Genomic DNA, 22,394 nt, shown 5'->3' on the forward strand with positions numbered 1-22,394 from the left:
ATACCATAATTTAACAAAAGAGCTAAACTTTTTTTATCATTGCTCTTTTTAATTATACCTTCAATGCAAATTCTCTCCATTTTATTTGTTAACCTATTTAGTGTTTTCACAATAATAAATGAACGCGTTAAGGAGAGCACTCATGTTAAATCAAACCTAGTCTAATTATTAAATCTTATCAACAAGCTTCAAGCAACTGCATAAACAAAAAGTGAATGCTATTTTGTGCTTGGCTAATATAACAGTGTTGAAAAAACAGCTCTAACACATCGTTTTGATGAACTTAGACCTGTATTGATATCTCTTTTTCAATTGGTGCTTGAGGTAACTGCTAGATTTGTTAAAACAAAGCTAAACATAGGACTGTAATTTTCATGCGTAAATGTATGTTATTAAGCAAAATATAGGCTCGATAACAATTTCTAAATTTGTATAGGGTAAAGACAATGGATTTAAAAACGGATAGCTATTCTAGTTGCTTGTTATATTTAAAAGACAGTCATGGATTTTCCGAGGGAGATTTATCAAATTTGCTCGAAGTTCCTCAAGAAGTAATTAAATTTTTCATCAATCCCGAAGAAGTTAGAAAACTAGATTTGTTAAAAGAAGTCTTACAAAAAGAAGGGCATATATAATACAGACAACCAATTAAAGCTAATTAACTCGGGCTTTAGTCAGAGTATGGTGTAATTTCACAAATCCCCATTGACCGTTTAACTATCATTACGACTGGTCGTAAAGGGGTCTATAACACAGCTTATGGCGTTATTGAATTTACACATACCAAACGTACCGTTATTGATATCCTTGAAAGCACATCTAAAGTAAATGGGCGCCCTCCTAGAATCGCCGCCAAAGAAACCGCTTTGCGAGATATCAAGCGTGTAGGCCGTAATATTAATTTAATTAGTTCGGAAGAATTAGCATAATAAAAGCAACACCCACGAGCAGAGAAGATTTTAATGCTTTAGTAGAACTTGCGATGAGAGAAGAAGGCTTTTCTCATATGCGACCAGTCATTGAAAAGGAATTATTACACTACGACCTGCTTTTTGCATTGGATAAAGCAGGATTATTAGATAGATTGACTTTTCAAGGAGGCACGTCGCTTCGTTTATGCTATGGCTCACAACGATTTAGTGAAGACCTCGATTTTGTTGGAGGTTATGATTTTACGACTTCACTTTTAATGGATATGAAAAGTTGTATTGAAAGTTACATAGATGATCGTTATGGATTAGAAATCATAGTTAAAGAGCCATCTGAAATGTCTAATGAACCAGAGTATCAAGACATCAAAGTTGATAAATGGCAAATCACCATCACGACATCACCATCAAGAAGAGATTTGCCTAAGCAAAAGATCAAAATTAAAGTATGCAATATTCCAGCCTACACAAGAACTCCTACTTCATTAAATGCTAATTATGATTTTTTACCAGATGGTTATCCAGGACCTACGCACGTGCTTTTACTTTCTTCGACAGGTTTCGCCTGAGATATCTGGCGTTGTTCTTTCCAGAAGGCATTAAAATGACGGCAGGTTGCTGCCAGTCCTAAATTATCTTTTTTAAGAGGAATATATCCAAAAATTTGACGAAAGATGTCAAAACTAATGCATCCTGATATCAGTCTTTGATTAAATAAATGCAAAGAATCTTGTGTGTTGTCTTGAAAATCAATATGTCTTTTCATCAAAAATTTCAAATCACTTATTCCTCCCAGAATTTTTTGTGGTTTCGATAATGAAAACAAAAAGCCGTAGAGATCATTCAAAAATCCTTTATGTTCTTTAAAATCCACTTGCGTAATTTCAGCTGGAAGCTCTTGCAAACACTGCTTCAAACATTTTTTAATTTCATCTTCATTATTATCAAAAATCGTATCGGACTTAGTTTTATCGGAAGAAAATCGATAGGTAGTTTTTATCTCATCGTATAAAAATGCGTGTAAGGCTTCTTTTAAAATCGAATTATTTGAATCGCTCATCGTTGTCTCCACAAAATTAAGGTAAACATTATACAGTATGTGCAATAATAATTCAACTGGTTGGGGTTATATGTTGGTGCAAAACGAAATGGACCTATTGTTGACTTGATCCATGAAAAAGTTCTTTGCAATCTTGCCTAGGCAACAGCGTTAGAGGCCAGACCAAGTTATTCTTTTAATAAACAAAAGGTTATCTCTTAAAATGTCACTATTTTCACTCTTAAAAGCTAAATATGAAGACTAAATAAGTCTTTTAAGAAGATAAAAAGTTCTGAATCAAAGTATAAACAAATTTTTTCTGGATGATTCTTTTAAAAGTCATTTTAAACTTTAAAAATAGATTCTAAGAGTAAAAACAAGGGTATTTTATCAGGTATCCTTCTGTTTATTACAAGAATATCTTGGTCTGACCCCGATATACGCCCAAGTAGTCCAATATGTTTATAGAGTATTATCACCGTACAAATTGGAGATAATAACGATGGAAAACACCCCTCAGTCCTTAGAATCAGGGAATTTGTATTTATTAGATGAAACTTTTATGATGGATGATTATCAGTTTTACGGATTTAGCAAATAAATTATAAGGATAGAGAACATGAAGAAATATCTTGCTGTAACCTTGGTAACTTTAATGGTGCCCGTTTATTCTGGGACCATGAGGTGCGAGGCTAATAATGTTACGGTTCCTTGTCAGGCGACAAAATGGGACTTTGGTTTTCGGGCGCTTTATCTTAGGCCTTCATATAATAGTGATTATGCCTATGCTTTTCTTGAAAGCTTATTTCAATACAGGCCACCTACTTATTATGAGGTAAAACCAGACCGGGATTTTGCTTTTCAACTCGAAGGGTCATACCACTTCAATACTGGTAATGATCTTACAGTCAATTGGATTCACTTTGATGATACAACGCACTTTAATACATACAATCTACTAACTTCTGAACCGGCTCTTGGAAACCCTATTGTAGCCAACAAACCTGTACTAAAAAATGAACTAGACCAAGCCAATGCCGTTTTAGGTCAATATGTTGATGTGAGTGAAAGAAAAAAATTCCGTTTCTTTGCTGGCCTTCAAGCAGTAAAAATTGAAAATAATATAACCCTAATACAACAGGTTGTAGGTTATCCTGCATCTGTATACACAACTCGCAAACAATCTAAATTCAGTGGCGTAGGGCCGACAGCAGGCATTGGCTTTGCTAATCAATTATTCAATAATTTTCAGCTCACTTCATTAGGTCAAGCCTCTATTCTTCTGGGAAATTGTGAAACAAAAGCAAGCATAAACGATCCTCGACCTCTTCAGCTTGTCGAAGTGACTCAATTGAAAGCGTCAAAAGATACCGTTGTACCAGCACTGGAAATTAAAGTAGGTGGTAGCTATATGTTTTCTTTTATAAACGGTATGATGAGTATTGATGCGGGATATCAATGGATGACCTATTTTAAAGCTGTACCAGGACTTGTGACCAACTACCCTCTGGTTGGTAGTGGCCTTCAAGGCCCAAAAAGATATACTGTATCAAACCAAAGCTATGATGGTGTATATGCTGGATTCCACTGGGTTAGTGGTATCGTTTAACCCTGTATGGCTCCCTACTACAGGGACAGTGCATCGTGAGATACACCTAAGGTTGTGCGGGAGTAGTTGTTTGTGAGAGATCTTACTTGCTTCCATAAATAATCCGGAACTTTACCTTGTTTCTTTCTAGTCTTTCGCCAATTTTCGAATGCAAACTTGATCGATTCGAGCCTATCAACTTCTTTATTCATGAGCCATACCTCTTGGATATTATCGAGGCTATAGGTTAACTAATAACGTTGTCTAGAAGCACGCAGGCTTGCCGAAAGCTCAAAAAGCTCGAAAAGAGTATTACTTAATTCCCAAAAGCATGTTAAGGGAGATAGTGTTGATTAAAATTAAGTGTTATCAAATAATACTAATTGATGCAGGATATAACTAAAAAATAGAAAGTGTCCCCTATGCCCCACACGAATAATTTGAGGTGGGGACGGCAATATCCCAGTAATGACGCGGGTGCCCCACTTGCCTCAGTTGTCCCGTGTATAATTTATCGATTTGGAACTATTTTACTTAACTGTTTGGGAGCTTATGTTTCTCTAAAACCTTAAATATATTGAATGCCATCTGTTTGCCATTTCACGATCACAAAGTATAATGCATGATCTAAAATATTCGAATTCTTTGAATAAAAGGTTATGGATAAGAATTTTTATAGGTTTTATTAAGAAGGTAAAACAATGACATTGATTGTAAATTTATCCACTACTCATGATTATTCCATTCAACAAACAGTTGGTGCGTTTGTCAGGTTATGCAAAGAGCATAGTCATGGTTGCTTGAAAAGCATGCCGGGTTTTTTTGAGGATTCATATAACTATCTTTGGGTGATGACTCAATATCAATTAAATTACAAAGAATTGATTGAGCCGTACAAGCTTGGAAAAATTTCTACTGATGCGTTTTTAGAAAATCTTTCAAAAATTTTTCCTTTTATGAATGAGTTGAGCAAAGACAGCAGACATGAGCTACTAGCAAAAGCTTGGAATGCAAGTATTCAAATTGGACCAGACAAGCATGATCGATTTGCTTATCTTGCAGAAAGAGCAAAAGCGGAACCAGTTTACTTAATTTCAAATACAAATAAGTTAAACATCCAAGCCATTATGACGCTTTTCTCGGAAACATTCGCTGAATTAAAACTCAACCTTAAAGCAGATATAAGTATTACTCATTCTCAAGAACCTGTTGAAATACTACCAAATATATTTCTGTGCTTATCCTATCGCTATGGTTCTTTTAAAACCCAGCTGCCTTCTACGACAAGCTTGCTTGACACCTTAGTTAAACAAGCTCGTGATTCAGTTTCAGTTGTTAGTCAATATTCGGGTGATCTGGAAAGAGCTAAAGAATTGGGTGTTGCCAATGTAATGAAACCAGAAGATTTTTATGGGTCTTCAAATCAATTATCTTTTGATAAAAAGTCTTTATAAAATTTCATCTAGCCACTTAAAATAGACAGACACACTTTAATTTATCAAAAATCTTTTTCATTGCAGATGTTGGTATAATTGTATTTGTACATACATTGTACTAACATTTAATTATACATATATACGAGTATGCATCTATGGAACCAGTTAAACAAAACGACGATACAAAGCCTAGAAAAAAAAGAGGTGCACCAACTAGAGCTCGTTCACTTTCAGGAAAATCATCCCGAATTGGATTGAGAATATCCCCTGCCCAAGAAAGAGCTATTAAATTGGCTGCTGAAATAAAGGAGAAATCAGCTTCTGAGTTTATTTTAGAATCGGCATACCAAGCTGCTGAGCAAACATTGTTAGACCAAAGACTTTTTATGGTGTCCAATGAGAAGTTTGAAAAGTTTTCAAAGTTGCTTGACAGAGAACCCATGGATAATGAAGGATTGAAAAAATTATTTTCCAAGCCATCACCATGGGATGAATAATGCTAAAAAAACCAGTCCCTCTTGATAATAAAATTGAAATCAATAACTTTGATAGTGGCAATCAAAATCTTGATACATGGTTTATAAAAAATGCAAAGCAAGCTGGTGGAAGTGGTTCCGCTAAAACCTACGTCGTTTTTGATGATGATTCACCTGTTGCTTTTTATAGCTTGACTGTCGGGCAAGTAGAGCAATCTGAGGTATCTAAAAGAATCGCTCACGGAATGGGAAACTATCCTATTCCTGTGATTATTCTAGCTAAAATGGCGGTCAGCAAAAATTATCAGGGTAAACAAGTAGGCCGGGGCTTGTTACAAGATGCTATTAAACGGTCATTGATGGTCGCTAACGAGGTGGGCGTTAGGGCTATCATTACTCACCCAATTGTCGATAAAGCCGAATCATTTTATAAACATTTTGGCTTTGAAGAATCACCACTAAGAGCAAACCAGCTAGTTCTTCTTTTAAAAGACGCTAAACGAGTATTGTCATAATTGCTAAGCTATTTTGTTAAAACAAGTCTATATTCTGTTGATAAACTTTTAATTCGTAATTCGCGAATCGCGAATCATATCACCTGCCGAAAAATTACAACTTGAAAATTGATATATAGTGTCCCAACTGTCCCAAACAGAACAACTCGTTAGGGGTCGGACCAAGATATTTGTTATCCGATCTGCCCCATGTAGATATCTACCATTCTTAGAATAAGAATATCAATAAGTAATGCTAGATGTGAGCTATAATAAAAAAATCATCCCTGAACCAGAACTCTGATGATTAAATTATCAGGTTTGATACATAAACCAATTTTTAAAGGTGCCTATGAAGCAGAAAACACCAGACTCAAACATTGAGCAATTTAAAACTCAGTTGCGAGATACATTAAAAGACTATGCGGGAGCTCCCCAGTCAGTAGATATATTTGCAGATAATCTCATTAAAAGTGGACTTAAAAGCTGGAATGATTTGAGCAAACAGACTTTGAAATATGGAATACATACTAACCAAGACCTGGAGTTTTTTTTAGTTGCACATTTTGCTTTTGCTGGTATTGATTCTATAAACAGAAGAGTTGTTGCGCAACTGATTAAACCTAAAATACCTGCAGGAACCAGCCCCAATACTGTTTCAGATGACCCTATAGCGAAAAGTATAATTTTTCAACATCAGTTATATATATTACTTTTAAAACAAGCGGGTTCTGATATATCAGTGAAGGAATTTATATATAGGATGGTTGATTGTCGGATTTTTAGTTGGGAGGATTTAAAAACACGTACGCAGACGGCAAAGGTTACATCAGCTAAAGAAATGACAGAATTTTTAAAAAGTAATATTCTTTCTGATGCTGAGATTCCAGGCCTAAGTTTGAATTCCGTCACCAGTCTAATTCTCGAAAATCCAATATTTAAGCATATCCCTAGAGCGCATGCGGGTGGAAATTCAATCTCAAAACCAGATGAGGATCCAGTCCAATTCATAAAGGATTTACGTCGGCTTCTAAGGCCATGTGAAGACAGCTTATCTTTTGACAACTTAGTAGAGAACCTTCAGCGAGAAAATTTAAAGTGCTGGAAAGACTTAAGAGCTCGATTTGGAAAGCATCAAACAGTTCGCAGTATGGAAACGGATTTCATTTATCTTGGGCTTTTACGAAATGTACACACCTACTCAGAGTTTCTTGTGAGTCTAATTTTTGGTAGTGATGAGTTCAAAGGCGTCGCTTTGGGGGCTTATCCTGATGAACCGACACCCTCTACTATACCCCCCGCAAGACCGCCAAATAGTGGTCCAAGTTTTTTTGCACCGTCTGAACGACTCCCGCTGACTCCATTCGTGCCTACAATTACAAATTTCTTGGGGGAAGGCGGGTTGGGCAAAAAAAATATTGACCTGTTTATAGGCCAATTACCTCAGTTTAAAGTTACAACAGTATATAGCTTAGGCATGATAGTCAATATGCACGATTCAGTTGACTCTTTATTTGAATATATGGCTCCAGTTTTTGTTCACACCAATATAGAATGCATTGAATTATACTCGATATGTGAATTTCTGTTTGAGAATAAATACAGACTCCCAGAAACCACTCATTGGACAGGAAGTAGTAATGGCGAAACTCTACTGCAGTTTTTAAGATCACAAGTTGCGGATAGTGAAGAAAATGAGCTTGCAGTGTTATATTTGTATTGGACACTTCAAAACTCAGGACTAGCGAGCTTGGCTGCCGTCCAGTACTATAGATCTGCCAACTTCGAAACAAATGAACAATTTAAACAATTTCTTCATAATCAGATGCCGAAGGATTTAGATTTTTACGATGATGCAGTAATAGATACGCTCTTATATTCTCTTTGTAATAAAGTTTGTCCCGAACCAACACAACAGGTATCACCATAGCCCGCGTAGCCTTGGAGTAGACCCAACGGATAATAAACCCGGATTCGTCACTCGACTAAAAGTCAAGGATAGGATTTGTCCGGGAACTGTAGCTAAAATATAGGAAAAATACAGTCAAAATAACACCAACCTCACTTACTTATGGCTTTCCATAAAACTTAAAGCTGCATCAGCCAAAAATGAGGAGCGGTTTTTGATTGAATGACTCTCTATAGACCAAACAAAGATTGACAGTCAAATACTTTTTCCTTTGTACCGGACAATTTTTTAAAAGCACCGTCGTTGCGAGCTTTGCGAAGCAATCCAGTTCGATCTCTGAACAGAAATCTGCTCTAGATTGCTTCACTACGTTCGCAAAGACGGCTTTTTTAAAAAAATTGTCCGGTACAAAGTACTTTTTCAAGTAGGTGTGTCAGATTAAGTCAAAACTAATTCATTTAATGTATAATATTCCACCCTTGCTCACATTGGAAAGTACGAGAGTGGGATTGGCAGTATCATTATGGGTTTAAGAAAAAACATTAATTAAGTGCATTTGAGGATGTTACTTTAGCATCATGGCGCTCAAAGATATCAGCAAACATTTTACCTATGTTTTTTGCTTCTTTAATACTTGCATCACAGAGCCGAAGTGTTGGTCTTAAATGTTGCCCCATATTCAAAGAAGATTGGACTTGAGGATTTGCTGGTGTGAAAAGGCTCAAAAATTGTAAAGTCGACATCATTTCTTCTGTAGTCTGGACTAACTGACCTAATTGCTCTCTTTCAGGACCTAGTTGCTTTATTTGCATATCTAGGATTTCAGATTGCTTTTTAAGTGTCTGAATTTCACTTTCCGAAAAATCACGATCTTTGAGCATTTTAATAAATACAGTTAAATAAACTAACTCAGCAAATTTAAGTTGAATCTCAAAGAGTGGATTATTAGAGCGGTCAATAAACGTAAATAAATTCTTAGGAGCAATCATTAATTGCCATATATTGGCATTATTTTTCATTTTTTCTGTAAGATGTTTAGTTGATGCACTATATGCCTTGTCTCTTAATTGTTGTTCGCTTAACATATTTATAATCTCCAATTACGATTTTAAAAGTAACATTATTCAAACTTTCACTAACAAAGAATAGAGGAAGTTTTATATTTGGAGCACATTGTATAAATAAAAAACCAAAACATCAACACATTTGAATACTTATTAGACATTTATTGACGGATGACCATTATTGCCCGCCTGATGTCGAACAACTGTTAAAGAAATTTAAAGTCGGTCAAATGTATATAGCCAATGTGACACAAACCAATGGCTGTTTTTGTGCTGCGCAAACCAAGACAAAAGTTTACTTAAAAATGGCTAAAGTTTGCCTTCAAACGAATTAGAATATAGATGTAATCAGGTGGGTTCGGTATTCTGGAACAAAATTAATGAAAACTAACCCTCTTTCATTTCACAAGCTCTCTGCCACAAGATAAAATTATTAGCGTGGGTCCATCTGCAGATAATGTGGGCCGAGAAAATTATAGAATCATTTAATGTGGGTCCAAAATTTTGGATAGACGCAATTAATGTGGTCCCAGTTTGGCGGATGAAAGCGGGGCCGTGTGATTATGAAAGCGAGTCCTTACAGGTATTTACACAAATTTATGGATAGATCCTGCAGTATCACAAACTTGACATTTATAGTCATACAAACTTTTAATATCATTGGCAAGCTTAGTATCTCTTACCACTCTTAACACAGTTCCGATAGCCCTTTTCTTCTTCCTGGTGTTATAATCCATCTCGACTTGCTCTGGAGATTTTCTATCTGGGTTGTCTCCACAATAAACTAGTTTAAACCTGCATATTTTGAATCCACTTTTTCCTATTTCTTCCCAGCTATAAACAACGCTGAATAATCCTGCTTTATAAGAAAGTAGCAAAGAATCGAAAACATCTTAATCGATTGGGGAATCCTTCGAATAATACCCAATCGAATCGCGCCTCACGAAATAAGAAAGATCCTTGGCTACTCGTTACCTCGTTTGATATAAATGAGTATGATGCAAAAAAAATAGTGACTATTTATCGAAAACGAATGCAAATTGAAGAGGAGTTTAGAGATCTCAAAAGCCATCAATATGGCTTTGGCTTGCGATACTGCCAATCAAATAGAATCGAGCGAATTAATGTGCTTCTACTCATTGCTGCTCTTGCTTGGTTTCTTTGTTGGATTATTGCTATCGCTGCAAAAAACGAAAAAAAACATCTCGATTTTCAAGCTAACTCGATGAATGATGGTGATGTTTTATCTAATATTTATTTAGCATGTCAAATTGTTAGGCGAGGCATCGGTTTTTCAAAAAGGGTCTTAAACCTCTTTTTGACCGAACTTCAAACCTTGTGTGAGCAACTGAATCATGCTTAATTTGTGCAGATCCCTTAGATGCGGGCTACGAAACTGGCGAAAGACGAGAAAGATTATTTATGGAAGCAAGTAAGAGGCCTTACAGGCTGTTACTCCCTATCGAAGATCTGCACAACACTTAAAATTAGTCATACTAACAAGAATGACTAAATTATGAATTAGTACCGTAGGTTGGGCCAAGGCCCGACTTACGCTTGCTTGGAATACCAACCCCTTTGATTCTTCACTTTTGTGAAGCCTTGTCGTCATTACCGGCGATTATCCAGTAGTCTTAGCCCACATTAGCGCAGCGTAGTGTGGGGAACAAACTTCTGTAATTTCCGAGTAACACTGTATTTTTACAATTAAAAATGATAGTCTACCTCGAATTTTAAACATGGAGTAAATATGAAAAATTCAAGTTTAACTCTTACTTTGCTTGCATCATTAGGCTTATCCCTAGCATGCAACGCAGCATGTCCATTTGTTGATGGCAAGAATGATATACCATCAATGTGGAGTGGGATGAATGTTGAGGGCTCAGCAATTGGGGCTGCTAACTTTCATCTTTTTAATGTTGGATCTAACGGCTTTGATGGGTATGCAACGATACTGAATGGTGAATGCAAATCTGGTAGTTGCGATTTGCTCCCTTATATTATTGGCAGCACATTCCCTGTACGTGGGACATGCGCTAAAAATGGTGATCTTGCAACAGTTTATTTTAATAATGAGCAAGCTGATTGGGTAAGCGGAAAGTCATTCTCGAGCTCATTAATGGAAGGTATTATTTTCCAAACGACACTAAACTATTAATCCGGCCATTCCGTTTATGAGATGAGCCTATGGATTGTGAACAAAAGTCCAGTAGATAGATATCAGCCCGGATATAGCTCGCATTATCGAGCGAAACCCGGGAAATTATCATCGGTAGCAATGGCATGCTAAAAATCCGTGAAACACGAATATATCCTATTAGCATATGTTCATCACAAGAAAACCATGGAAATAAATTAATATTGATATCACAATCTGTCAGTATTGTTAGGGTAATGTTCGAATTATTGCTTCTATCAAAGATAAAAATATCATTGACAAAATTTTGTCTTATATAAATAAAAAGCCTGGGAATCAAGAAGAGCTCCTAAAGACTTTGCCTATTAGGGGGGCCTCCTGAGCTCGTTTCATTGATAACTTCAAATAGAACCGGCTAATTATATTTAGTACTGTCTTACTACAGTAGGAATACACTCATCTTGAAAATCAAGAATGGCCAAAAAAAATGACACAATGGCCAGTATTTATTGACTCCAGTAAGTACGTTAACTATGACTAATCGTATTTGGTAGTTGATGATTAAACCCAGTTCTCTATTTTTAATTCATTCAACCGAGAAAACTCTTTTTCATTATTCGTTACTAATATGATCCCTAACTCTAAACAATGCGAAGCTATCCATAAATCGTTGTTGCCAATAGTTTTGCCTTGTCTTTCTAACTCCGCTCGAATAGCAGCATAATATTCAGGGACTTTTGACGATAGAGGCAAAGGGGGTATATAGTCACAAAGTTGATGAACGAGATCCTCAGCTTTTTCTGCATTATTACTTTTCTTAGCACCATATAATAATTCACCATAGGTAATTGCTGACATCCCAACCATACCAACTTCTAACTGTTCAAACTTATCACGCACCTTCTTTGGTTTTTGTTTCATAATATAAATGCATATGTCTGTATCAAGAAGATAACTTAAAGACATTCCTAAAACTCCCTTTCTTGCGGTTTATCATCAACACGCCCTTCTGCAAAGAAATCCTCTGGCATCTGGGTCATCAACTTGAAAGCCATTTTGAGATTTTGTGGCTTTTCTCTCAAGATAAGCTCATTATCTCTTTTAATTATTTCCACTCGATCACTATTAATATGATATTTTTTAGGAATTCTGACGGCTTGCGAGTTGCCAGATTTAAATACTTTCGTGTAAACCATATTATCACTCCAAACTCAATTGTATATACATAAAGTATATACATGATTATCTTATGTTGCAAACTTAATGACTATTCATATGCTGTAAGTAGCGAATTGGTGTGCGAAGCTTTTTAAGAAAGATAGACTTGAATAATTACCATATCGTTGACATGAAAACATTATTTTGCGAAAGCAATTAATCATAACGAATCGTACTAGAAAAAAATACCATATACTCTAATTTCACATCCGATTGTAGAAAGACTCATTCGAATCTGTCGAAACGAACTATTTGATCAAACACTATTTTGGACTAAGTCAGATCTAGAAGCAAAACTTGCGTTATTTCAAATATATTTTAATGAAAATCGCCCCCATTTGGGAGTATATGGCTATACGCCCAATCAAATTGATAATAATGACAAGGCTAAAGTGATTGATATTATAAATTTCCGTTGGAAAATAATGTGTCGCGGTTTATTTCAGCTGCCTATTGCTGCTTAAATAGGATTTAGCGACTTACAGGTTTTGATGATATGAAGTGTACATAATTTAAATATATAGCCACCTATATATATTGACTTGCAGACTCTTCCTCACTATGATGCTCCAAGGTTATTAACTTGAGTAAAAGGAGAATTTATGTCAAAAATAATCGCTATAGTTGGCATGGGGCTTTGTGGAAACGCGGTATTTTGTCGTTTAGTGGAAGAGCTTGCAAAAGAAAACCAAGAAGATATTACTATTTTACTCTTTGAGAAAAACCCGCGTTACTTGGCGACAGGCTTTGCTTATTCAGTTGATAGTCCGGATTGTTGGACTTTAAATAACCCCACAGAAGGATTTAAGTTTATTTCTACGGCAGATTCACTGACGAAGTGGATGGACGAAAATCAAGAGATGTTAAAAGATAGCTTTCCGCGGGCAGATAAAGCATACGTACCACGGGCGCTGGTGGGACATTATTTAAAGGCGCAGTATGAACAGCATAAAAAACTAGCCCAACAATTAGGCATTAATGTGGCAGTCCTTAGCGAGAATATCATGGATGTCAAGCCATTGGATTTTGACCGTTATCGTTTACAATCAGGCTCAAATACGTATGATGTCGACGCACTTTTTCTAACCACTGGGCATCTTAATGCTCAGCACTATTCTGCCCTTGAGGATAAGCAAGAATATGTACCATTTGAAGAAATCCGTCAATTGAGCCATGTTGATTCGCTTGGATCTGATATCTACATCATCGGTGGTCAGGCCGCCTTTGTTGACGCAGCTCTTTGGTTGACCATAGAGAAAAAATTTACAGGAACACTCCATAGCATAACCAGAAATCCCTCTGTTATCACAACTAAAGGCAATGGTGATACCTGTGAAACTAATGCGCTCGATACTTTAACACAAAGTCTTACTGAAAAACCTAAAAGAACCATGGGGGTTGATGAGGCCAGGAATGTATTCTGGAATGCTTATCAAAAAGACGCTAAAGAACCATTAGTTAGGGAAAAGCTTCCCGGAACCCAATCTGCACTGCGATATCAAATGGATAAATATGATTGCAAACCGGTCAATAATACAGCAGGAAATATCGATGAGCTGCGCAACTTTATCAAAAACTTTTATTTCAGTCGTGCATATCAGTTGATGTGGGAATGTTTAAATGAGGAGGGAAAAGTGGAGTTTTCCAAGCAGTTTTATTCATTTTTTATGGCTTATTTGACTGGCATTACACCCATCAATGCGAGGATTTTACTAGCACTGTATGAATCCAGCCGCGTTATTGAGAATCAGGGGCTTACCGACATAGTTTATGATGAAGAAAAGCAGCAGTTTAAGTTGTCTTTTGCATCAGGACAGATACATTATACGACCCATATTATTGATGCTACTGGCTATCGATACCACCCCGAAGCCCAAAATGCCAAACCAATGTAGCTGGATAGAATGTGCCAATCAGGTTTGATTCAAGACAAGGCACTAGGCGGTTTAGAGCTTAATGACAATTACCAGATAATCGATAGCAAAGGGCGGGTGCGAAAGACTCTTTTTTGCATGGGGCCAGTGGCAAACTATAATAACCCCACACCCACACCGCATTCATCGTTTATGGTAAGCAGAGATGTTGAAGTTATCATTCCCGCTTTGATGAAGAATTTGAACGCAGCAACTGAGGCTATAGCGGCGATTGATCTCTAATTTGTTTCCAATCAAAGGAGGATTTGAATGCTTCATAGTTAGGCATATTAGTCGGAGGGAATTCTGATTTTTGTATCTTTTGTATAATTTTATCTCACATCACATTCCTTACACAATTTCCTTAACAATCCAAATCAAGTATAGAACTTTTTCATTGATGATTTGTTGGTTCATAATGATAAATATCAAATGATAATTTTTTATTGTTATTGTTAGAGGCAAAAAATGTTTCAAATGATTCGATATACTGCGAAAAAATTTACTGAGGATAAATTTAGATTTGTTCTGGTAATTCTCATCATATTGATAATAATACCCATGCTTTTTAATTCCAAATCAAATGATATAAAAGGAAAAGGGGTAGAAATACATTTTTTCTATACTCCAAACTGCCATCATTGTGCCAAACAAAAGCAATTTAACCTACTACTACTTAAAAAATATAAAGTGAAGATTATCAGTCATGATATAACAAACCCTAGTGAAAGAAAGTTATTTGATTTAACTGCCAAACAATATGATATTACTCAACAAAATTTGGGCGTTCCCTTAACTATTGTTAGAGGTAAAGCCATTATTGGCTTTAAGTCACAAGAAAGTACGGGGCTTCTAATCGAAGAGTCTTTGCAACAAGGTGATAAGAAACAAATACCATTGCGGATGAAAAATTATGAAACCCATAAAATACCCTTTATCGGAAAAGTGGATATAAATAATTATTCATTAACCACCCTTGCAGTACTTCTTGGTTTGGTGGATGGTTTCAATCCATGTGCTATGTGGGCCTTAGTTTTCTTAATTGGCTTAGTCATGGGGTTACATGATAATAGGAAACTTTGGCTTTTGGTTGGAACATTTGTTTTCTCTTCTGGGGTTTTGTATTTTTTATTCATGGCAGCCTGGTTAAATGCATTCCTGTTAATAGGTTATATGCATCCTATTGTTATTTTAATTGGCGGATTTGCTATTATCCTTGGGGTTTTGCAGATAAGGGATTTTTTCACAAAAGATATCACGTGCACTCTTCCAACTGAGCAAAAACAAAAAGTGATGCAGCGTATGAAATTATTAGCCCAGTCACCTCTGACTATAGCGACAGTAACAGGCATTATCCTACTAGCATTTGTTGTGAATTTAATTGAATTTGTTTGTTCATCATTTATACCAGCAATTTTTACCCAAGCCCTGGCTTTACATAATCTCCCAGTTTGGCAATATTATTTTTATCTTTTACTGTACACCATATCTTTTATGCTTGATGATTTGATTATTTTCAGTTCCGCAGTATTTGCCATCAGCAAGATCAGTATTCAATATACAAAGTGGTGCAAACTTATAGGTGGCTTTACATTATTGGTTGTAGGAGTTGCTTTGCTGATAATTCCCAATACATAGACTAAATTGTTTGAAAAATTTCTTACTTCAAAAGACTTGAAATGAATGCGGCCTTTTGATTTGACTATAATACTATTAAATTATAACTTGCTTTATTTTAAACACCGTGAAGAATAGAATTAAACAGTTTTTAAAAAAGAAACCAGGAAAACGATTCCTGTTCTTGCATAGAATCAGCCATGCTTATTTTAAAAATAAAAGTGGATTTTATGTGTTTTCTGTCATTTTGTTTTCTGTTCTGCTAATTCTCATTGGCATTGTTTTGCTTATTCTTCCAGGGCCTGGCCTATTATTCATAGCTATTGGTATTACACCACTTATGTATTTGAGCAAAAATTTTGCTAAAAAAATAGATAACTTAGAAATTTTTCTGTATGCGCTATTTAAAAAGAAGAAATAGATGATTTGTAAATTGGAAAATAATCACCAATTCTATGAAGCTCGTTGCCCGCTTGCAGGTTTTTGCGTGATTGCTCTAAATCCGCTGTTCTAACTTGATTAAGACGAATCATGGCTGTGTGATCCATGGTTGCATGCTCAAAGCTCGTCCATCGCGCTCCCACTCCATATGACCAATCGCCACGCACCAGAGCAAAATGATAGCCAAGTCCAGACGCAGGGGAAGATACAGGGAACCAGGCGTCAACTGGTGAATCTGTGAAATTATAAAATAAAAGGGTTCTTGGCAAGAATGTTTCTTGAAAGGTATTCTCCTCAATAATTTAGTGCTTTATCATACATTTGAACCTTAGAGAACTAGTTTCCAGTTGTAGAATTTATAATTAAGGTTTTGCTATTTTCAGTTATCCTATTACATGTGATTCAATTTTCATAATTATGACGCAATCACTTACCTTTTAGTCATTTTGAATCGAAGCTGACTGTTAAGGTAGGAATGTTATGAGCCATAAAATATGTCATTACTGTTTAAAAATTTCTGATAGTTTTTCCTTATAAGGAAAATACAAAACGAACACTGACAATGCTGACAGATCGTACTATCCATATTAAATACTCGTTTTAACCGCCCGGCCCATAACATACGCGGGGGTGAGTCGACCGGGATATTTCAACCCCCGCCTCTCGCAAAACGGAGCGTGAATCTCTCGACTCACTCCGCTTCCATTAGATAAACCCTCCTTTCATACCTTTTCGCCAATGGACAAAGAGCGAAGGTTCACTATTGGCTATCCTTGTTAGAAGCCTCATTGCCTTTGCCCTGCTGTTCTTGAGCGACTTGTATTTTCTCATTGCCCATGAGACAAGACTCGAATTGAAATGACGCCAGACTTTGTATAGTTCCGAGCGAGTATATTTGCCATAGTAATTCATCCAGCCTTGCAAGATTGGATTAAATATTCTGGCAATGTCGTTCAGACTAAGCTGGCTTCGATTTCTTAGATCACTTGCTCTTATCTTACTACGCATTGATTTTACTGACGTCTTACTCACTGCTGGTGTGAAGCCTGTGAACATGTCTCCACTTAGCGTCCCCTTACAGCCGCGAGCTCTAAATTCGTACCCTAAAAATTCAAATGACTTATTAGGGTAGTCCTTCCGTCGTTTTCCATCTTTGCAGTAAACAATCTTTGTTTTGTCAGGATGAAGTTCGAGACCGCACGTTTGAAAACGTTCAGTGAGCTCAGCCAAAAGCTGTCGTGCCTCACCTTCTGTTTTACAGTGAACCAATCCATCATCTGCATAACGACACCAAGGTTTCGATGGATGTTTTCTTTGCATCCATCGGTCAAATACATAATGAAGAAACAGATTACTTAAGACTGGACTAATTACACCACCTTGCATAACACCTTTAGTTTTCTCTACGAGCATTCCATCGGGTTGTTGCATTGGCGTTTTCAACCAGCGTTCGATATATAAAATAACCCACTTATTATCAGTATGATATCTGACCGCTTTCATCAACGCTCACAACAATGACTCTTAATCATTGCTGCTTGAAGTGGTTTGAGACCTGTTCCTAATAACCGATCTCGGTGGGCCTACCACCATCTTAGCTACAGCTTATTTGATCTCAGATCCTTTGAAATCTTTGCCTGCAGCGCACATAAGAGAAATAAAGCAGATCGTTTAATCCTGAACAAGTTATAAAACTAAATTTATGGATTAATTTTTTTTGTTATTATTTGAGTTATCGGAATGAGATTTACGAACACCTAATGTGTCTTCATTGTATATATTCTATGGTATACACCATGTATCAACATTGACCCAAGAAGATGGGTCAACGATCCCCATTGATTCTATTGATTTGATGTGTTCGATAATTAAATATTGTCCCTTTATAACCAAATATTGTCCTTTTATAACCAAACATTGTCCTTTATAAACCAGAACATAAATGATCTAATAATATACAATATATTGGTGTATTTATACAATATAAATATATATTTTACCAAACGAGCTAACGTTTGACACTGAGGTGGCAAATGTAACATAAATTAGTAAGCAACCAGCAACTTTTATATATTGGAGACACTATGTTAACCATGTTAGAACGAATCAAAAAACTTCAATGTTTTTCAAAACTATCAATGACTCCTAATCCAGGTATCTTCTCAATTCGATCGTCTATGTCAAATCCCGATTTACTTGTCCTTGATATTTGGTGCTTAAGTGTTCCAACAATACTATCCGCACGATTTCGCCTTGAAGAAAACAATAGTATAACTTTATTTTCAGATACCTATGGCCAAATAACTTTTAATGATTTTGGTGGCCTAGTGAGGTTTATAGCTAAGAGTGCAACGGGAAATTTAGTAACGCCAGCTCCATATTCACCTTGCAATCAATTGCGTTCATTATTTGAGTTAAACACTGTAATTTTTGGTGATCAAACAGACTGTAATTTTAACGATTCGCTCCCAGATAATTTGGACAGCGCTCCAGTTAACAGTGCATCAATTACATACAGCGCCAATAATAGTATCTTACTGACAATCAAAACAGAGCATAAAACCTTTCAACAAAATTATTGTTCTTTTTTACCTTCAGGGAAGCTTTTATCCTTATCTAGCGAGGTAAATCTTCAACCCGCTTATATAATACCGGATGAAGACGCGAATACTTTTAAAGAATTAGGCGTTGATATCGCTGAGTGGGGTGCAATAGCTGAATCTGATTTCATTAGTCAAATAATAAATGTCAGCACTTTAGACACTGAAATAAGCAAAATAGCAAATAGCGTTCAAGAGGCTATTCAGAACTTACCTAGGACAGATCTGGATTTCAACAGCCCTGAAGCCAAAGCAAGAAGTCGGTATATCTCAGAAGTGCAAAAATTGATGCGAGAATTAAATAAGTCATATGAGAACTTCAAGAAAACAAACACTCCCATAGTTGCTTATAGCAAAGCCTTAGCTGAAGTTGTTGAACACTATAAAGAGTTTAGGCGAACAAAATCTCCTGACTCCCCAGAGGGGCAATTAACTCGGAAGCTGGACGACATTTTGGGATCCGCACTTTTTTATGGTGACCCGAACAGTTTGTTAGCACAAAAATGCCCAGGAGAAACAATTAAGCCCTATACATTGTCCTCAAGAGAGCTAACATTGTCCGGAGCCTATAACTAAGCTTGGCAGGGCGTCCACCGATGCCATGGAAAAGAACAATGGGGTCATAGTCTGATCCCATTGATTTTTTATTTGGCCAATCAATAGTGATGTAGGTTAGGAATTTTTTGACCCAACATTCCCAAGCTTTACTCTAATGAAGGTATAGAATAAGAACCATTCGGCTTCATTCTCCCTCCTCTTCTTAGTAATTCAAAAAAAAGAGTATAATAAAGCGATCCTTTATCAACGGTATAATTAAGCCAACGTCGCCTTAAATCATCAAACTGAGAATTATGAGAGAACCTATCCACATGAGTATTGAAGAAAACGATATCTCTACAGTTTGGGAAAATTGACATTATTGTTTTGGCGTCTGCTTCACTTGTTTGCTGAGCTAACGTTCCATCGCAATAAATCTTTTCAATTCTGCAAAAGTAATTCTTAAGAGATGATAATTGTTCTATTTTTAAATCCGAGTGCAACAACCAATCCACATCCATAGCTTTGATCGTTGAGGGTATGGATTTTATAAGGGCAATTTTTTCTTCAGGTGCTCTGGTATTAAAGTCAATTCCATCTAAATACAAGCTTTGAATTGAAGAAGGTATGGCTTGAAAAATTCTTATTAGGTCATCAATACGATAACGTTTTCTACCCAAACTGATATTCATTAAATTTAATAAGGTAATGGTTCTAGGAATTGCACCCAGCATTTCCACCAGAAAACTGACTGGTAATTCTCCATAATGACTATTACTTAAATGAAGAGACTTCACTGTAGAAGGAATAGAACGTATTAGGGGTACTAAATGACAAAAGACGCAGTTTCTAATGAGTAGGCTCTCAACAGAAGGAGGAATCAATGCTAACGCTGATTCTATTTCACTAATCGCTACTGTATTAAATCTACATTCAAAAATCACAACCAGGTTTGTTTTGGGAGGTATTTGTTTAAACAGTTCTAATAGTTCCCCGGACTCTACCCAGTCCAAATTATGAATAGCGAATACCCCATCGTTCACTTGAAGCTTATACAATACAAAGATACCTCCCAGAAAATTTTGGTCGTTTCGATCCAACAATGATTTAAATTTTATTCCAAGATCCCCGATGCCAGGTTATTCAATTGTTTTTTTTGGGGTTTATGAATACTGATCGCGGCAACTGAGGGAAGGTTTAATAAATATTCAGCTTGATTCCATTCTACCCCATCCTGGTATAATTTTAAAGCAGATAGGTGTTCATTAAACAAAGTACAAAACGGTAATTGTGCGGGGAATGGTCTTAACTGGTTTAGGCCCACGGCCACAGCTGCATTGCTTCAGACAATCTAGCCACTCCCGGCCAATAATTGATTCTCCTAATAGTTAGTGGCAACCAATTACTTTATAAAACAGTTTATTTGAACAATTAGGAAAAGAGTATGCCGCATGAAATACTGGAGTCTAGCGATAATATTTCAAATAAATGCAACTGATCTTGCCTCAGAAAATAAGATTTTACTCTCTTAACAGGGTGTCCATCAAATCAAGGCAAGCTCATAAGTCTCTAATGAAAATTTACCATCCTTCATAATTAGCATTGCATAACCGTCTTTAGCATCTGGTAAATTAATATCCCACAACTTTTTACTAAGTGTCTTCCTTTGAGATAGGTTTTTTTAATCAGCTCATAACCCAGTGCTGCCTCTGTCGTTAGTCAGCCTTGCTGGTATTCAACTGAAGCAATTAAAGAACACATGGTGGGGGTTGCAGATACTGCTGAAGACTAGACAGCTCATCTTTAACTTCCTCGAATTTAGGGCGCTGATTTGTAATGGATGTCATTCTGTTAATAAGCGCTGTTAATGCATTAATCATTTCTTCACTTAACTCTTCAATTTTCTCGCCATTTTTACCTATAATGAATCCTAGATTTTGTAGATTAAGTGCTTTTTCGGCGACTACTCCCATCTCAGTAACTCGTTCAGAGGAAAAATTAATAGCCCCCATCATTTCAGCAACAAGACATCCAAAAGAAAACATCTCACTCTGAGTTGATAAAGGTTTGATACTTGCTTCTGGTGCTCTGTATGCTGGGGTTCCTGTGTCTTTGATAGAAGATGAGTTTTTTGGCGTCGCTTCTCCCATATCAATTAAGTTACCGCTCATCATAACATTGCCAGCAGCGATATCCCCATGTAACCATCCAGCTTTGTGGAGAGTGATTAGATTTTCAGCCAGATAAATCAATGTTCCTAATCGTTCTATAAAACTATAAGTTTCAGGAGACTCAGTTAATTTTTGCTTAACCGTAGGTTCTTTATATTCATGCATCACAAGATAACCTTTTTCAGAGCCCTTTCCATATGCGATTAGTTTATCGAGTACTTGGGATGCATTCTTTTCATTATCAATATTAAGTGTCTTTTTAAGATCAATAATTTTAACGGCCATTGGTTCCTGGGGTTCACTTATTTGTAAATCTGTTTTTGTTAGCTTAATTTCAAATACAATTCGTTTTACACTGCCAAATTGACCTCTGCCCAAACGATAATTTTTTACTTCTTTATTACCGAGGACAAAATACTTTTCTTCTACTTTAATAATAGAGTTAGACAGCTGGAACTTGGTAGGAACTAAAGCTGAATTACCTTCTCTGAGTTCATAATTCTTATTGCGACTCAAAATCTTGACTTTTGCAGGATGCTGATCTTGAATAAGAGCTAACAATTTTTGACGATCATCCTGTGGCATAGTTGTTGAAATGACTATGATTGAAGAGTTTGTATCTTTTGCATTTGCAGAAGATGAGCCTTTCTGCGTCGCTTTCCCAAGATTTAATAGTTTCAATCCTGGATTAGGCATGATAACAATCCCTTCCATATTAAATGAAGCTTCTATTCTTAAGTATAGCAGGGAGCGTCCGTAAAATTATCGAGAGAGGGACGTACACGGTAATATTCTCAATCCATCCCACAATTGAATCCATCAATC

The 22,394-nt window shown here is 36.3% G+C and carries 23 protein-coding genes; 15 read left to right on the forward strand and 8 right to left on the reverse strand.

Annotation, left to right across the window (positions count from 1 at the left end):
* Positions 1-446: 446 nt before the first annotated feature.
* The gene (locus tag AB3348_RS06610; protein ID WP_367606778.1) at positions 447-635 is read left to right on the forward strand and encodes a hypothetical protein; all 189 of its coding nucleotides are present in this window, start codon (positions 447-449) and stop codon (positions 633-635) included.
* Between the two features lie 347 nt (positions 636-982).
* Complete coding sequence (locus tag AB3348_RS06615; protein WP_367606779.1) at positions 983-1,498, forward strand: nucleotidyl transferase AbiEii/AbiGii toxin family protein; 516 nt, start codon at positions 983-985, stop codon at positions 1,496-1,498.
* On the opposite strand, the gene AB3348_RS06620 is transcribed toward AB3348_RS06615, so the two are convergent.
* Complete coding sequence (locus AB3348_RS06620) at positions 1,447-1,989, reverse strand: hypothetical protein (protein ID WP_367606780.1); 543 nt, start codon at positions 1,987-1,989, stop codon at positions 1,447-1,449. The two genes, AB3348_RS06615 and AB3348_RS06620, sit on opposite strands and share 52 nt — an antisense overlap.
* Positions 1,990-2,587: 598 nt before the next feature.
* On the opposite strand from AB3348_RS06620, the gene AB3348_RS06625 reads away from it, so the two are divergent.
* From AB3348_RS06625 to AB3348_RS06645, 5 genes are all read left to right on the forward strand, one after another.
* Positions 2,588-3,577 (forward strand): Lpg1974 family pore-forming outer membrane protein, encoded by a 990-nt coding sequence (locus AB3348_RS06625; RefSeq protein WP_367606781.1) that lies wholly within the window; start codon positions 2,588-2,590, stop codon positions 3,575-3,577.
* A 680-nt stretch (positions 3,578-4,257) separates the two neighbouring features.
* Entirely contained in the window at positions 4,258-5,010 is a 753-nt protein-coding gene (locus AB3348_RS06630) for a hypothetical protein (RefSeq protein ID WP_367606782.1), read from the forward strand.
* Positions 5,011-5,147: 137 nt separating this feature from the next.
* Positions 5,148-5,489 carry a DUF1778 domain-containing protein gene (locus tag AB3348_RS06635; RefSeq protein ID WP_367606783.1) on the forward strand — a complete coding sequence of 114 codons (342 nt, stop codon included), beginning with the start codon at positions 5,148-5,150 and terminating at the stop codon, positions 5,487-5,489.
* A complete protein-coding gene (locus AB3348_RS06640) occupies positions 5,489-5,983 on the forward strand; it encodes a GNAT family N-acetyltransferase (protein ID WP_367606784.1) in 495 nt (164 codons plus the stop codon). Before AB3348_RS06635 ends, AB3348_RS06640 begins: the two co-directional genes overlap by 1 nt.
* 331 nt (positions 5,984-6,314) lie before the next feature.
* Complete coding sequence (locus AB3348_RS06645) at positions 6,315-7,892, forward strand: hypothetical protein (RefSeq protein WP_367606785.1); 1,578 nt, start codon at positions 6,315-6,317, stop codon at positions 7,890-7,892.
* A 521-nt stretch (positions 7,893-8,413) separates the two neighbouring features.
* Here AB3348_RS06645 and AB3348_RS06650 read toward each other — a convergent pair.
* A complete protein-coding gene (locus AB3348_RS06650) occupies positions 8,414-8,956 on the reverse strand; it encodes a hypothetical protein (RefSeq protein ID WP_367606786.1) in 543 nt (180 codons plus the stop codon).
* A gap of 880 nt (positions 8,957-9,836) precedes the next feature.
* Between AB3348_RS06650 and AB3348_RS06655 the strand changes: the two genes are divergently transcribed.
* Together AB3348_RS06655 and AB3348_RS06660 are read left to right on the forward strand one after the other, a co-directional pair.
* Complete coding sequence (locus AB3348_RS06655) at positions 9,837-10,298, forward strand: transposase (protein ID WP_367606787.1); 462 nt, start codon at positions 9,837-9,839, stop codon at positions 10,296-10,298.
* Between the two features lie 387 nt (positions 10,299-10,685).
* Positions 10,686-11,093: a hypothetical protein gene (locus AB3348_RS06660; protein ID WP_367606788.1), complete on the forward strand. Its 408-nt coding sequence runs from the start codon at positions 10,686-10,688 to the stop codon at positions 11,091-11,093.
* Positions 11,094-11,633: 540 nt separating this feature from the next.
* Here AB3348_RS06660 and AB3348_RS06665 read toward each other — a convergent pair.
* On the reverse strand, positions 11,634-12,038 hold the full coding sequence (locus AB3348_RS06665) for a type II toxin-antitoxin system VapC family toxin (RefSeq protein ID WP_367606789.1): 405 nt from the start codon (positions 12,036-12,038) through the stop codon (positions 11,634-11,636).
* Positions 12,039-12,040: 2 nt separating this feature from the next.
* Positions 12,041-12,268 carry an antitoxin gene (locus tag AB3348_RS06670; RefSeq protein ID WP_367606790.1) on the reverse strand — a complete coding sequence of 76 codons (228 nt, stop codon included), beginning with the start codon at positions 12,266-12,268 and terminating at the stop codon, positions 12,041-12,043.
* A 234-nt stretch (positions 12,269-12,502) separates the two neighbouring features.
* On the opposite strand from AB3348_RS06670, the gene AB3348_RS06675 reads away from it, so the two are divergent.
* From AB3348_RS06675 to AB3348_RS06695, 5 genes are all read left to right on the forward strand, one after another.
* A complete protein-coding gene (locus AB3348_RS06675; protein ID WP_367606832.1) occupies positions 12,503-12,754 on the forward strand; it encodes an integrase core domain-containing protein in 252 nt (83 codons plus the stop codon).
* A gap of 138 nt (positions 12,755-12,892) precedes the next feature.
* Positions 12,893-14,185: an FAD/NAD(P)-binding protein gene (locus tag AB3348_RS06680; RefSeq protein ID WP_367606791.1), complete on the forward strand. Its 1,293-nt coding sequence runs from the start codon at positions 12,893-12,895 to the stop codon at positions 14,183-14,185.
* A gap of 9 nt (positions 14,186-14,194) precedes the next feature.
* Entirely contained in the window at positions 14,195-14,446 is a 252-nt protein-coding gene (locus tag AB3348_RS06685; protein ID WP_367606792.1) for a hypothetical protein, read from the forward strand.
* 318 nt (positions 14,447-14,764) lie between these two features.
* On the forward strand, positions 14,765-15,841 hold the full coding sequence (locus AB3348_RS06690) for a cytochrome c biogenesis CcdA family protein (RefSeq protein ID WP_367606793.1): 1,077 nt from the start codon (positions 14,765-14,767) through the stop codon (positions 15,839-15,841).
* 106 nt (positions 15,842-15,947) lie between these two features.
* A complete protein-coding gene (locus tag AB3348_RS06695) occupies positions 15,948-16,241 on the forward strand; it encodes a hypothetical protein (RefSeq protein ID WP_367606794.1) in 294 nt (97 codons plus the stop codon).
* Here the strand turns inward: AB3348_RS06695 and AB3348_RS06700 are convergent.
* The gene (locus AB3348_RS06700) at positions 16,225-16,530 is read right to left on the reverse strand and encodes a hypothetical protein (protein WP_367606795.1); all 306 of its coding nucleotides are present in this window, start codon (positions 16,528-16,530) and stop codon (positions 16,225-16,227) included. The genes AB3348_RS06695 and AB3348_RS06700 overlap by 17 nt on opposite strands.
* A gap of 436 nt (positions 16,531-16,966) precedes the next feature.
* On the reverse strand, positions 16,967-17,764 hold the full coding sequence (locus tag AB3348_RS06705; protein ID WP_367606796.1) for a reverse transcriptase domain-containing protein: 798 nt from the start codon (positions 17,762-17,764) through the stop codon (positions 16,967-16,969).
* 581 nt (positions 17,765-18,345) lie between these two features.
* Here AB3348_RS06705 and AB3348_RS06710 point away from each other — a divergent pair.
* Positions 18,346-19,437, forward strand: coding sequence for a hypothetical protein (locus tag AB3348_RS06710; RefSeq protein ID WP_367606797.1), 1,092 nt, complete (start codon positions 18,346-18,348; stop codon positions 19,435-19,437).
* Between the two features lie 128 nt (positions 19,438-19,565).
* Here AB3348_RS06710 and AB3348_RS06715 read toward each other — a convergent pair whose 3' ends face one another.
* Both AB3348_RS06715 and AB3348_RS06720 read right to left on the reverse strand, forming a co-directional pair.
* The gene (locus tag AB3348_RS06715; RefSeq protein ID WP_367606798.1) at positions 19,566-20,456 is read right to left on the reverse strand and encodes a hypothetical protein; all 891 of its coding nucleotides are present in this window, start codon (positions 20,454-20,456) and stop codon (positions 19,566-19,568) included.
* A gap of 690 nt (positions 20,457-21,146) precedes the next feature.
* A complete protein-coding gene (locus AB3348_RS06720) occupies positions 21,147-22,265 on the reverse strand; it encodes a protein kinase (protein ID WP_367606799.1) in 1,119 nt (372 codons plus the stop codon).
* Positions 22,266-22,394: the final 129 nt, after the last annotated feature.

This window comes from Legionella sp. W05-934-2, from assembly GCF_964199965.1.
In the GTDB taxonomy this organism is placed as follows: domain Bacteria; phylum Pseudomonadota; class Gammaproteobacteria; order Legionellales; family Legionellaceae; genus JAFIFT01.